This is a genomic window from Kitasatospora sp. GP30, assembly GCF_029892145.1.
Classification (GTDB): domain Bacteria; phylum Actinomycetota; class Actinomycetes; order Streptomycetales; family Streptomycetaceae; genus Kitasatospora; species Kitasatospora acidiphila.
This window is the reverse complement of sequence record NZ_JARZAH010000015.1, coordinates 64,461-78,014: the sequence shown is the minus strand read 5'-3', so window position 1 is coordinate 78,014 and position 13,554 is coordinate 64,461. Positions and strand designations below refer to the sequence as shown.

General features: G+C 72.2%; 9 protein-coding genes. 4 read left to right on the top strand and 5 right to left on the bottom strand.

What is annotated here, in order from left to right:
• The first annotated feature begins 85 nt into the window (after window positions 1–85).
• On the top strand, window positions 86–775 hold the full coding sequence (locus tag P3T35_RS21855) for a response regulator transcription factor (protein ID WP_180356766.1): 690 nt from the start codon (window positions 86–88) through the stop codon (window positions 773–775).
• A 65-nt stretch (window positions 776–840) separates the two neighbouring features.
• On the opposite strand, the gene P3T35_RS21850 is transcribed toward P3T35_RS21855, so the two are convergent.
• The 5 genes from P3T35_RS21850 to P3T35_RS21830 form a co-directional block, all read right to left on the bottom strand.
• Window positions 841–2,085: a DegT/DnrJ/EryC1/StrS family aminotransferase gene (locus P3T35_RS21850; protein ID WP_101384019.1), complete on the bottom strand. Its 1,245-nt coding sequence runs from the start codon at window positions 2,083–2,085 to the stop codon at window positions 841–843.
• 216 nt (window positions 2,086–2,301) lie between these two features.
• Window positions 2,302–3,666 (bottom strand): UDP-glucose/GDP-mannose dehydrogenase family protein, encoded by a 1,365-nt coding sequence (locus P3T35_RS21845; protein ID WP_101384020.1) that lies wholly within the window; start codon window positions 3,664–3,666, stop codon window positions 2,302–2,304.
• 88 nt (window positions 3,667–3,754) lie between these two features.
• Window positions 3,755–4,171: a heme-binding protein gene (locus P3T35_RS21840; protein WP_180356767.1), complete on the bottom strand. Its 417-nt coding sequence runs from the start codon at window positions 4,169–4,171 to the stop codon at window positions 3,755–3,757.
• Window positions 4,172–4,304: 133 nt separating this feature from the next.
• A complete protein-coding gene (locus tag P3T35_RS21835) occupies window positions 4,305–5,402 on the bottom strand; it encodes a hypothetical protein (protein ID WP_180356768.1) in 1,098 nt (365 codons plus the stop codon).
• 69 nt (window positions 5,403–5,471) lie between these two features.
• A complete protein-coding gene (locus tag P3T35_RS21830; protein WP_280707352.1) occupies window positions 5,472–6,554 on the bottom strand; it encodes a methyltransferase in 1,083 nt (360 codons plus the stop codon).
• Window positions 6,555–6,833: 279 nt separating this feature from the next.
• On the opposite strand from P3T35_RS21830, the gene P3T35_RS21825 reads away from it, so the two are divergent.
• The 3 genes from P3T35_RS21825 to P3T35_RS21815 all read left to right on the top strand — a co-directional run bounded on the left by P3T35_RS21825 (window position 6,834) and on the right by P3T35_RS21815 (window position 13,373).
• Window positions 6,834–8,297, top strand: coding sequence for an NAD(P)/FAD-dependent oxidoreductase (locus tag P3T35_RS21825; protein WP_101384022.1), 1,464 nt, complete (start codon window positions 6,834–6,836; stop codon window positions 8,295–8,297).
• Between the two features lie 100 nt (window positions 8,298–8,397).
• Window positions 8,398–11,685 carry a ferritin-like domain-containing protein gene (locus tag P3T35_RS21820; protein ID WP_101384023.1) on the top strand — a complete coding sequence of 1,096 codons (3,288 nt, stop codon included), beginning with the start codon at window positions 8,398–8,400 and terminating at the stop codon, window positions 11,683–11,685.
• A gap of 29 nt (window positions 11,686–11,714) precedes the next feature.
• Complete coding sequence (locus P3T35_RS21815) at window positions 11,715–13,373, top strand: FAD-dependent monooxygenase (protein ID WP_101384024.1); 1,659 nt, start codon at window positions 11,715–11,717, stop codon at window positions 13,371–13,373.
• The last annotated feature ends 181 nt before the right edge of the window (window positions 13,374–13,554 follow it).

Here is a 13,554-nt window from a genome sequence, read left to right as displayed (position 1 = left end):
ACCCGGGAGCCGCCCCCGGGAACGCTCCGCAGCACCCGCAGCGCCACCGGACGCTGCGACGGGACCCCGCCCGCTGGCCCGCCTGGTGATTGCGGACGCCAGCCGGCTGCACGCCGAGGCGCTGGCCCTGGTGCTCGCCGGGCGCGGCTATCTGGTGCAGGCGACCGCCACCACCAGAGGCGGGCTGCTGCGTGCCGTAGCCGCCTGCCGACCGGAGCTGTGCCTGCTCGACCTGCAACTCCTGGACGGCCGAGCTCTGGACGCCATCGCCCAGATCCGGCGCAGCGACCCCGGCATCGGGATCGTGGCGCTCTCCCGAGAGCTGGACCCGGACGCGGTGGTCGCGGCGGCCGCCGCCGGAGTCGCCGGCTACCTGGGCAAGGACAAGGGGCTTGAGCTGCTGGACCGGGCGTTGCGCACGGTCGCGGCCGGTGAGCGCTTCATCGAGCCGACCCTCGCCCAGGAGGCGCTGCGCCGGGCCCGCACCCCGGACCACGCGGAGCCGCTGCACCGGCTCACCCATCGGGAGCACGAGGTGCTGGCCCGCCTGGCCGAGGGCGACGACACCATCGAGATCGCCCGCGCGCTGCGGATGACCACCAGCACCGCCCGCACCCATGTGCAGAACGTGCTGGACAAGCTGGGCGTGCACTCCCGCCTGGAAGCCGTCGCCATGGCCCATCAGGCCGACCGCGCCGCACCGACCGGACCGCTCGGCCAAAGGGCACCGACAGGCCGGAACGGTGCGCCGCACCGACCGGACCGCTCGGTCTAAGGGCACCGACAGGCTGGAACGGTACCGACTAGGGCGCGGAACGGTACCGGCTAGGCCGCCTGGGGTCAGCGAGCGAGCCGGTGCAGCTCGGTGCAGATGCGCTCCACCCGGTTCTCGCTGAGACCGGGGTAGAGCGGCAGCGAGAGCAACCGGGGAAAGAGCTGGTCGGCGCCGGGCAGTCCGCTGATCGGCCGCAGCGCCGCATGGCGGAAGTAGCCGAGCCGGTGCAGCGGAACGTAGTGCACGGCGGTGCCGATGCCGCGCTCCGCCAGCGCAGCGGCCAACTCGTCACGCGACCGGCCGTAGCGCTCGGTCACCTGCAGCACGTAGAGGTTCCAGGCGTGCCGTCCGCCGGTCGGTATGGACGGGGGCAGCAGCGTGCCCACGTCGTGCAGTCGGAGCGTGTAGGCGGCAGCCAGTTGTTCGCGCAGGCGCTGCCAGCCGGGCAATCGGCGCAGTTGAGCACGACCGATCGCGGCCTCCAGATCGGGCATGTTCGCCTTCAGGCCGCCGTCCTCGACCGTGAAGTGCCAGGCACTGCCGGGCGTACCGTCGCGCTGGCGGACATCGGCGGACATCCCGTTCCGGCCGGCCCGGCGGACCCGGGCGGCGAGCTCGCCGTCATCGCAGGTCACCATGCCGCCCTCGCCGATCGGCAGATTGGAGGCGGAGGAGAAACTGAAGCAAGCGGCCCGGGACAGAGCGCCGACCGCGCGCCCGTGGATGGTGGTGCCTGGGCCGTGCGCCGCGTCCTCGATCACCCGGTACAGCGGCAGGCCGGCCGCGGCCGCGAGCTCAGGCAACGGGGCCGGGGCGCCGCCGAAGTGCAGCATCAGCATGGCGGCCGGACGGATCCGCCCGTGTGCGTGCCCCTGCAGTGCGGCGGCCACGGTCGCGGGGCTGGGCATCGCCGTAACCGGGTCGACGTCCACCAGCAGCGGCCGCAGGCCCGCGTGCAGCACCGCCTGCGCCACCCCACAGAAGGTCACCGCCGGCACCAGCACGATTCCGCCCGGTGGCAGTCGCATCGCCCGCAGGGCCAGCTCGATCGCCGCCGTCCCCGAGGAGACCGCCACCGCATGCCGGGCCTTCACCCGGGCCGCGAACTCCCGCTCGAACATGGCAGCCTGCGCTCCGGTCGCGACCCGACCGGAGGCCAGCACCCGCAGGGCGGCGACCCGCGCCTCCGGGCAGATCTCGGTCCGGGTGAAGGGCACCGCCTGCTCCGTCTGCTCCGCCTGCGCCTGCTCCGCCTGCGCCTGCTCCGCCTGCGCTTGCTCCACCTGTTCCGTGGTCAGCTGGACGGTCATCGGCCGGTCCCTTCTGGCGGATATCGGGTGCGTCGCGCCCGACTCGCGGCGCACCCGGTACACCGAAGGTAGGCCCGCCTGACCGTCGACGGGATCCGGCCGCAGGACGAGTTCGGCTACGCCTTGTGCGGATCGACCCGGCTCGGCTGCCTGCAGGGACCGCGGTCTGGGAGGGGTGCACCCGCGCCGACCGGGGCCCGACTGACGGTCGCGAGGTCAGCCTGCCGGTGCGGCGGTCGCCGGTGGGACCGTTGGACGGCTGACCGGGCGGCCGAGTTGCCAGACCGACCAGCCGGCGGCCACCCAGGGGGCCGGATCGACTGCGGTGCGCACGTCCACCAGCACCAGACGACGCACCATGATTGCTGCTGCGGATGGGAGTTGAGGGTTCGCCACATATTCGGGCCACTCGGTGCCGATCACCAGCAGATCCGCGTCGGCGGCGGCTTCGAGGGCGGTCTCCCGGTACTGCGCCAGTGGCAGCTCCCGCTGTGCGTACGGAAGCGCCTGCGGGTCGTGGATCACCACGGTGGCACCGCGAAGATGGAGGCGGTCGGCCAGCCGCACGGCGGGGGAGTCCCGCACATCGCTGGTGCCGGCCTTGAACGCGGCACCGAGGAAGCCGACCCGGACTCCGTCCAGGGTGCCGCCCGCTGCCCGTTCCACCAGCTCCACGGCGGCCTCCCGGCGGCCCTGGTTCACCGCCTCGACGGCGTCCAGCAGCCCGGCCGCCCGCACCGCACCCAGCTCCTTGACCCGATGTGTGAAGGCCGCGAGGTCCTTGGGCAGGCAGCCGCCGCCGTACCCGATGCCCGGCCGCATGCCGAGCGGCCCGATGCGCGGGTCGATGCCGAGCACCCGGGTGACCTCAGCGACATCCGCCCCGGTCAGCTCGCAGACCTCGGCCATCGCGTTGGCGAAGGAGATCTTGGCGGCGAGGCAGGCGTTGGCCGCGGACTTGGCGACCTCGGCGGTGGCCGGATCGGTGATGATGAGTTGGGCCTCGCCACGGGCCAGGATCGGCGCATACACCTCCTCCAGGGCCTTGCGGGCCGCCGCGGAGCTGAGCCCGGCCAGGATCCGGTCCGGCTTCAGGGTGTCGATGACCGCATGGCCCTCGCGCAGGAACTCCGGGTTCCAGACCAGCTCCACGCCGGGCACATTGGCCAACTGGTCGACGATGGCCTGGAGACGGGCCACCGTGCCCACGGCCACCGTGCTCTTGCCCACGATGGTGCACGGCCGGTGCAGCAGCGGGACCAGCGAGCGCACGGCGCCCACCACCTGGTCGACGTCATAGCCCTGCCCATCCGGCAGCAGCGGGGTACCGACGGCGATGAAGTGCAGCTCCGCGTGGTCTGCGGCCGCAGCCAGCTCGGTGCAGAAGCGCAGCCGACCGGTGGCGGTGTGCTTGGCCAGGAGCTCGTCCAACCCGGTCTCGAAGAACGGCGCACGGCCGGCGGCCAAGGCCCGGTGCTTCTCCGGATCCTGTTCGACACCGATCACGTCGTGCCCCAGCTCGGCCATCGCGGCAGCATGTGAGGTGCCGAGGTGGCCGCAGCCGATCACCGATACGCGCATGAGGTCGAGTCTCCCGGGCGGAAGGTGCGCTGCCGGTGCGCTGCGCGAGCGCACCGGCAGCAGTCGGATGGGACGGCGGACGCCGGTGTCAGCCCGCCGCGGCGGCCTCGACGCCGGCCTCGGCCACCGGCTGGTCCTCGCCACGGGTGCCGCCGGCCACCCCGATCGCTCCGGCGATGGCGCCGTTGATCATGATCGGGATGCCGCCGGGCAGTAGGGCGAAGCCCGGCTGGGCGGCCATGGTGGCGAGCAGCACCGGGTCGGCCGCGGCGGCCTTGCCGAAGTCGAGGGTGGGGATGCCCAGCCCGGCGGCGGTGACCGCCTTGTGGGTGGCCACCGTTGTGGCCCAGAAGGTCGCACCATCGGCCCGGGCGACGGTCAGCACATTGCCGCCGGCGTCCACCACCGCGACCGCGACGGCGACGTTCAGCTGCACGGCCTGGGCCAGGGCGGCATCCAGGATGCGGCGGGCCAGGGCGGCGTTCAGCACGGGGGCGTTGCTCATGGGGGAGTCCTTTCGATGGATATGCACAAGTGGTGTGACGATATGACTGGAGTAAGCTGATTCCCTTGTGATGCAGAGAAGTTGACGATCAGTCAGACATGACATCATGCCGCTCTCTCAGTATCACGGTGGCTCAAGAGAGCCCGAAGCGGAACATGGCCTCGGGCACCGGGCCGGGTGGGCCGGTGGCGCAGATCTCCTTGTCGACGATGCGTTTCAGATAGCCGGCGCCCTCGGTGCCGCCGGAGCCCTTGATGTCCTGTGGCAGATAGATGCGGCCGAAGCCGTAGTGCCGACCCCGCCAGGAGAGCAGCGAGCGCTCCACCATGCTGAGCGCGGCACTGAGATCCGGGTCGCGAACGGTCCGCACGGCCGCCCGCAGCGGCCAGAAGTCCCGGTAGGGCGACTGGTTGAGCCGCTGCAGATGGCGCAGCCGCAGGAAGATCTCGGCCTTGCGCGGGTCGAACCCGTAGACCGCCAGCTCGGCCAGATGGTAGTTGAGCGACTGCACGGCGCTGGCCGCACCGGTCGCCGCCCGGAAGCTCATGAACTGCTCCGGCGAGAGCGTACGCAGCACATGGAGCACACCACTGAACAGCTCCGCGCAGCCGGCGGTACGCAGGGTGTGCTGCACCGCCGATCTCCGGTCGCCCGCGCAGATGGCCGCTATCGCCTGACAAGCACTCCAACGAGTGAGGAAGAAGGCGAGCTCGCAGGCGTGCACCGAACGAAGGAACAGGTGCTCGTGGTGGATCGACGACTGCGGCAGGCCGGTGCATTGGACCAGTACCTGGAGCCGCCGGCCGAGCCGCTCGTCTGACTGCCCCCAGGGAGCGGTGAGCAGGCCGTCGAGCGTCTCGACCAGGGCGGCCACCCTGGCGCGGCGCTCCATAGCCTCGGCGGGGCCGTACCCGGGCTGCGGCGGTAGCGGAGTCCGCTCCCGCTCCGCCAGGTCGAGCAGGGTGGCCCGGAGGGCAGTGATCCCGGCCTCCACCGGCTCGCGGTGATAGAGCGTCAGGAACCAGTCATAGACGTGCAGGCTGGTGTAGCGGTAGTACTCGGGGATGTCCGGCTGCCGGCTGAACGGACGAGTGAGCAGCGCGACCACCTGGCGCTCCTCCCGGGACTCGGCCGACTTCTCGCTGTGTGGTCGGCAGGCCTCCTCGTAGTAGTCGGCGAGCTGCTCCCGCTGAGCCGCGCTCAGTGCGGCCCGCCCGAACGAGCTCTGCATGCGTAGTATTTCCTCGCTCCGGCCGGGGAGTGCCGGACCGGCCGAAGGCTCCGGGCATTCGGTCATGGCTCACCACCACCGTCCGGGCGGATGGGCGTTATCGGCTCGCCGCCCGATCACCAAGTGCTTCTCCCGGCTGGAACGGCGCACCTCGCAGCCGGTGAACCCGGCCCTCCGCAGCAGGGCGAGATACTCCGCCGCGGTGCGATGGCGCCCCTGGGTCTCCGCCTGCATCGACAGGTTCATCGCGGCGGTCGCCAGCGGACGGTAGCCGTCCTCGTCGAAGAGCCGCTCCATGACCAGCACCAGGCCACCCGGTGCCAGCGCGCGATGAGCCTTGCGCAGCAGCTCCAGGCAGGTGTCGTCGGTCCAGTCGGAGAGGATGTAGCCGAACGCCAGGCAATCCCCGGGCGGCAGTTCGTCCCGGTGGAAATCCCCAGGGATGAAGGCGAGCCGGGCGCCGAGCCGGTACCGCTGCCGGGCCTGCTGCAGCCGCTGCGCCACCTGCGGCAGATCGAACACGGTGGCGCGGAGCCCGGGACGGCGCAGCAGCGCCGCCACCGAGAACGGTCCGCCGGCACCGCCGACATCCACCAGGTGGTGGACCTGCTCCAGGCCGGCCGCCTCCACCAGCTCTCCGGACACGTCGAAGCTGAGCTGCCACATGGCGTCCAGGAAGCGGTCGGTGGCCTCCTCGTCCCGGTAGATCTCGGCGAAGGGCTCGGGCCGGGTGGCGTCGGCCGCGGCCTTGCCCCGGGTGAGGCAGCTCTCCAGGTGCCGCAGCCGGCCGAACGTGCTGTCGACCAGGTGGTGCACGAAACCACCGAGATAGCGCGTGTCACTGCCGTCCAGGTAGGGGCGGGCCTGATCGGGCACGGTGTAGCGGCCCTCGCCGTCGGCGGCCAGCACCTCCAGGGAGCGGAGCAGGGTGAGCAGCCGCCCGAGGGTGTCCTGGTCCACCCCGAGCGCGGTGGCCAGCTCCGCCGAACGGCTCGGCCCGTGCTCGGTCAACTCGCGGAAGACGCCGTGCCGCACGGCGAGATCCAACGCACAGGTGGCGAACAGCCCGTAGACCGCGCTCTCCAGCGCCTGGGGCATCGGGCCGTGGGCAGCGGGCGGTGCGGACTGCGGCTGCGGTGTCGTTCGTGCCATCTCTGATCCCTCCTTCTCAGGCGCGCGTGTGGTCGCTCCCCAGCATGGCCGTGGCAATGGGTCGTTCGGGTGCGTGCCATGGCAAACCGTTCGATCATGCGGGGTGGTCGCCGGTCAGTTGGCGTAAACGGGTGGTGACCGTGAGGCTTGGTCGCTGATAACCCGTCAGGCCTGGGGATGTGGACGAAGGGTGACCTTTCGGACAATTGATAGATAGTCGGGGAACCAGCCCCCGACCGACGACCAGCACCAGCCGGTCGCCCGACCGAAGGGGATGGCATGGCGGCGAAGCGCGTCACGATCATCGGAGCCGGTGTCGCCGGTCTGGTGGCGGCCTACGAGCTGGAGCGGCTCGGCCACCAGGTCGACGTGTTGGAGGGCCACCCGGAGATCGGCGGCCGGATACGCACCCACCGCTTCCTGCCTGGTCGCCCCGGTCCGCTGGTCGAGCTGGGCGCGATGCGGATACCCGCCGCCCACGAGCGCACCATGGGCTACCTGCGCACCCTCGGCCTCGCCGACCAGTTGCAGGAGTTCACCACGCTCTTCCAGGACGAGGCGGCCTACGTCCACACCAGCCAGGGCCACCAGCGGATCCGCGAGGCCTCCGCCACCCTGGTCGAGGAGCTGAGCGGCCGGCTGCCCGCCGCCGAACTCGCGCGCTACAGCCCGGAGATGCTGCTCTTCGGCGCCTGGATGGCGGTCCGGGTCAACGCGCTCGCCCCCGGCGACTTCCGCGACGCGGTCAGCCACGGGCTGGACGCCGAGCTGATGGGCCTGGTCGCCGGGATCGACCTGAGCCGCTACACCGGCACTCCCGGCAGTGCCGAACTGATCGACCTGCGCGCCCTGTTCGCCGACCATCCGCAGATCAGGGCCGGCTGCCGCGGGCGGCTCTACCGCTTCGTCGACGACATCGTCAATGAGACCGGCTCCACCCTGCTACGGCTCCGCGGCGGCCTCGACCAACTGGTGCACCGGCTGCGCAAGCGGCTCCGCGGCCCGGTGCACTGCGGCAACGAGGTGACCGGCCTGGAGGTCGGCAGCCGCCAGGTCCGGCTGCGCATCCGGCACGGCTTCGGCACTCGGACTCGTGCTTGCGACTTCGTGCTCTGCACCATCCCGTTCTCGGTGCTGCGCGGCCTGGAGCTGCACGGCCTGGACGACGAGAAGATGGCCGCCATCGGCAGCCAGCGCTACTGGAACGCCACCAAGGTCGCGCTGCACTGCCGGGAGCCGTTCTGGGAGTGCGACGGCATCCGGGGCGGCGGCTCCTTCACCGGCGGGCTGATCCGCCAGACCTACTACCCGCCCGTCGAGGGCGACCCGCGGCTGGGCGTCGCCCTGCTGGCCAGCTACACCATCGGCCGGGACGCCGACCAGCTCGGCTCGCTCAGCCGACCCACCCGGATTGCGGCCGTGCTGGAGGAACTCGGCGCCGTCCACCCCGAACTGCGCCGCCCCGGCATGGTGCTGGCCGTGGCCGACCAGGTCTGGGGCAGCGAGCCCTCCACCCAAGGGGCCGCCGCAGTGCGCTGGGGCAAGGACGCCGTCGCCTGCGACGAGGAGCGCGACCGGATGGCCCGGCCACAGGGCCGGCTGTTCTTCGCCGGCGAGCACTGCTCCAGCTATCCCGCCTGGATCGAGGGCGCCGTGGAGTCCGCCCAGCAGGCGGTGCGCCAGATCCACCGCTATCCGGCCCCGGCACTCGAAGCCGACGAGCCATGTGAGGTGGGCGCATGAGTGAGCGATGGGGGTGCCCCCTGCCGGAGGCTGGGGGAGAGCTCATCATCAAAAGGTGCGTGTGGCGCGAAGCGCTCGCCGAGCCCTGCGAGGTGGGCGCATGAGCGTCTTCGACCTGCCGCGGCTGCACTTCTCCGGGACGGCCACCACCCAGCTGCCCACCGGTCTGCGCACCGGCCTGCTGGATCTGGCGCGAAACGCCGCGCTCACCCCGGTCGGCCAGCCGTTTCCGGCCGACCGCCCGGCCCACGAATACCACCAGCAGCTCGACCAGTTGGAGCTGCGGACCGCCCCGGGCGCCCACTTCGGCGGCAACGGCCACTTCACCGTCGATGCCACCGTCACCGGTGTCGACCCGCAGCCGTCCGAGCCCGACCGGGTGGTCGGCCGCAGCGTCGACCTGTGGGGCCACTACAACGAGTACTTCGCCACCACCGCCAACCGAGCCAGGGTCTTCGACATCGATCCGGCCTCCTCCTGGACCACCACCCTGATGGTGGGTCACTTCTGCTTCGGGCGGCTCGGCCGCTCCCATGACGTCGGCTATCTGTGCAGCGGCGAGGTGACGGGCTGGCAGCCACCCCGATGGCAGGTCTTCCCACCCGGGCGGTCGGCCGTGCCACGGCTGCCGCTGCGCAGCGTCCACCAGTTCACCGTGCCGGCCGAGGCGCTGAGCTGGCCGTCCGACGAGCCCTCACAGACCGTGGCCCGGCTGCGTGAGCTCACCGAGAGCGGCGCGGCGGCCGGCCTGGTGGTGCAGTTCGCGCTCAATCTGCCGCCCACCCCGCTGCCCACCGGGCGGCCCCTCAGCTGGCAGCTGGACGGCACCATCGCCCCCTGGCACAGCGGCGAACTGCGCAGCTATCCCGCCGGGCGCCTGCTGACCGCCCGCCCCGGGCCTGGGCCCGAGCCGCAGCCGCTGACGCCCGCCGCACCGCGGCAGCTCTGCGTCGCCGTCGACGACCAGCAGGTTGGCGTCAACCTGATCGCGGCACCCGGCGGCGGAGCGGGCCGCGGCCACTGGGAGCTGCGCACCGCCGGCACCGACCGGCTGATCGCGGAGCTGCCCGACCCGCTGCCACGCACCGTGCTCACCGTCCCCCGCGCGCCCGACCCGGCTGGCTCGCCCAGCCCGGCCGACCCGGTGGAGCCGCTTCAGCTGGACTGGGTCGCCCCCGACGGCACCCGGCTGCCGGCCCTGCACGAGCAGGAGGTGAACATCCAGAGCGACCAGGCCGGGTTGATCATGGAACACCCCCGCCACCCGGGAGACGCCGAGTACGACACCGGGGTCACCATCCGCTCCCTGGTCCGCGGCCGCCCTGCCGCCGTCCAGGGCATCCGAGTCGAGCAGTACCCGAACCCGTGGGCCCGCCCTCTGGACGAGGGTGCCGCCGAGCCGGTGGTGCGCCTGCGGTCCGGCGGCCACGAAGCGGCGGACCAGGCGGCCGAGGCCGACTGGGGTGATTGGGGCGACTCCTGCAGCCTGGACACCGACTCCGACGGCCTGGCCCGATTCACGGTGCGCGGCGCCCAAGCGGGCTGCGCCCGCCTGCTGTTCGCCCCGCCCGACGCTCTCGGCCCGCCGAGCCCGCCCGGCCTCCCCTTCCCGCCCGACGCTCCCGGCTCGACCGACCCGCACAGCCCGACCGACCCGCTCGCCCCGGTCGACCCGCTCGCCCCGGCCGAGCGCAGCCCGGCCGGCCTGGCAGCGAGCGCCGCGGAGCGCTACGACGACCCCGACATCCACGGCTACTGGTCCGGCGTCGGCCATGCCGCCGTGCGGGTCCTGCCCGATGACTGGCGGCTCGCCGAACTGCCGCCCGAGCAGCTGACCTTCGACCTCCTCTACCGCGAGGTCTTCGCCTTCTACGAGCTGACCTCCAGCTTCATGAAGGAAGAGGTCTTCAGCCTGGCCGACCGGGCCCGAGTGGAAACCTACGCCCGGCTGGTCTGGCAGATGTGCGACCCCCGCAACAAGACCCGCACCTACTACATGCCGCCCACCCGCGACCTCACCGAGCCCAAGGCCCGTCTGCTGCTCGCCTACCTGCGCAAGCAGCAGACCCCATCCGCCCTGCTCACCCTCGACTCCGCCCGGCGACGGGCCCCGACCCGCCTGACCACCCGTGCCCAGCTGGTCGCCGCCCTGCAGGAGGCCGTCACCCTCGAACTGGCCGTCACCCTGCAGTACTTGTACGCCGCCTACTCCCTGCCCACACACGGTGCCGGCCTGGCCTACCAGCGGCACGGTGCCTGGAGCGCGGAGCGGCTGCGGCTGATCAGCGGCGACGGCGGCGAAACCCTCGACCACGGCATCCGCAGCACCTTGCTGCGAGTCGCCCGCGAGGAGATGACCCACTTCCTGGTCGTCAACAACGTGCTGACCGCGATCGGTGAGCCGTTCCGGTTCCCCGCCATCGACTTCGGCACCGTCAACCGCCAGTCGCGGATCCCGCTCGACCTCGCGCTGGAAGGCCTCACCCCGGGCAGCGTCCAGCGCTTCATCACCCTCGAACAGCCCGATCGCACCCTTCCCGAACCGCGTTACGGCAGGCACACCGCCACCGGGCCGGCCCGCTCCGACACGCTCAGCGGTCTCTATGCCGCCATTCGCGAGGGGCTGCGCCACCAGCCGGAGCTGTTCGAGAAGGGCACCCGACGAGCGGGTGGCGAACACCACGTCTTCCTCCGGCAGGCCGTCAACTCGGCCCATCCCGACTACCAGCTCCAAGTCGACGACCTCTCCAGCGCCCTGTTCGCCATCGACTTCGTCACCGAACAGGGCGAGGGTCAGGAGTCAGCCCCGGAGCAGGGGGGATCGGGAGGGTCGGGAGAGGAATCGCACTACGACTCCTTCCGGAGGATCGCGGTCCTGCTGGACAGCCTCGGCCCCCTCGACCTCGACCCGAGCCGTCACCTGGTCCCCGCCCTCGGCTACCCCGTGCTGCGCAACCCGACCAGGCACACCGCCAACGGAAACCAGCAGCAGATCACCGACCCGACGGCCCGTGAGCTGGCCCGACTCTGCGACGAGTCCTACGCGCTGACGGCACAGTTGATGGTCCAGCACTTCGGTGAGGCGAGCACGCCCAGCCTGCGTCGCTCGGTGCTGATGAACGCCGCCATCGATGTGATGAACGGCGTGCTCCGCCCGCTGGCTGAATTGCTGGTGACCGTCCCGTCCGGCGTGCCCGGGCGCACCGCCGGTCCGCCGTTCGCGCTCACCCGGGCCCCCACCCCAGTGCCCGACCCGCTCCGAGCCCGGGAACTGCTGCGCCGCCGCACCCGTCGGTTGCGACAGGCGGTGCGCGACTGCGAGCTCATCCCCGAGCACGTCGGCGGGACCTTGGACTACCTGGACGGGCTCTTCGGAGGCGGCTCATGACGGAGAGCTTGAGGGAGGCCTCTCAGAGCATGGGGGACGCCCAACAGAGCCTGCCATCCGAAACCGAGGTGCTGATCGTCGGCGCCGGACCGGTCGGGTTGGCGCTCGCCCTCGAACTGCGCTTCCAAGGCGTCGACTTCGTGCTGATCGACGCGGGTGACGGTACCGTCCCGCACCCCAAGGTGAGCGCCGTCGGCCCGCGTGCCATGGAGCATTTCCGCCGCTGGGGCCTGGCCGACCGGATCCGCGAGGCCGGCTGGCCCGCGGACCACAGCCTCGACACCGCCTGGGTCACCCGGGTCGGCGGCCATGAGGTCCACCGACTGCGGGTCGGCAGCACGGCCACCAGAGCTCCGTTCCGCCACACCCCCGAACCCGAGGCCATCTGCCCCCAGCACTGGCTCACCCCGCTGCTCGCCGACGCCCTCGGCCGGCATCCCGACGGGCCGCTCCTGTTGCGCCACCACCTGGAAGGCCTCCAGCAGGCGAACGACTCGGTCACCGCGAAGGTCAACGACCGCACCCGCCACACCACCGCGACGATCCAGGCCCGCTACCTGGTGGCCGCCGACGGCGCCGACTCCGCGGTGCGCGCCGCCATCGGCATCACCGCACCCGCCAGGTACCCCACCCAGGTGCTGCGCAACATCCTCTTCGAGGCCCCCGAGTTGCGCGCTCAACTAGGTGAGCGGCACGCCCTCTTCTACTACCTGCTGCTCTCCGACGCCCTCAGGTTCCCGCTGCGTGCGGTGGACGGCCAAGGGATGTTCCGGCTCTCCATCCGGTGCGGCGGCACACCCGAGGCCGCGCAACCGGCGATGGCCCTGCTCCGCCGCGCCATCGCGGTGCCGACCCCGCTGCGCGTGCTCTCCGATCAGTACTGGCGGCTGACCCACCGGTTGGCCACCGAGTTCCGCAGCGGCCGCGTCTTCCTGCTCGGCGACGCGGCGCACACCCTCTCGCCCTCCGGCGGCTTCGGTGCGAACGCCGGCATCGCCGCCGCCGCCAACCTGGGCTGGAAGCTCGCCGCCGAACTCGCCGGCTGGGCAGGCCCGGCGCTACTCGACAGCTATCAGGCCGAACGCCGCCCGGTGGCCCTCGAAGCGCTGGACGAGGCACACCGCAACCTGCGGCGCACCATCGACCGGACCTTGCCCGCCGAGCTGTACGAGGACGGCCCGGTCGGTGCCGCCGTCCGCGCCGACCTGGCCGCGCGACTGGAATCAGAAGGAGCCCGGCGGGAGTTCGACGCGCCCATGATCCACATGGGCTACCGCTATGCCTCCCGGGTCGTGCTGCCGGAGGAGCCGGTGGGCAGTGCCGCCGCCCTTGCCGACGAACCGGTGGACCGTCCCAACAGCCGCCCCGGATCGCGCGCTCCGCATGGCTGGCTCGCCCCGGGCCGCTCCACCCTGGACCTCTTCGGTCCCGGCTTCCGGCTGCTGGCCTTCGATCCGCAGGCCGCCGACCCGGGGCCGCTCGAGCGAGCATGCCGCGCGCGCCGTGTCCCGCTGGCGGTCACGGTCTGCCGGGACGCCACGGTGGCCGGCTGCTACCGCGCGCCGCTGGTCCTGGTGCGGCCGGACGGGCATGTGGCGTGGCGCGGTGGGTGGGTGGATGCGCCGCGTGGTGCCGGGGCGGATGCGGTGGTCGACACGGCGCGGGGCGCGGGCGAGGGTGAGCCATGACCGTGCGGAAGGAGCGGAGGCAGAGGCAGCGGCCAGCAGTTGTGATCATGGTGGCATCGACTCGCGGCGCCTTCTCCCATCACGCAGGTCAGGGCATGATCACCGGCGAGGAGACAGTGGAGACGGTGGAGACGGTGATGGGCAGTCAGTCGCCGGCCGGGGTCGCCGCGGAGCTCGACGG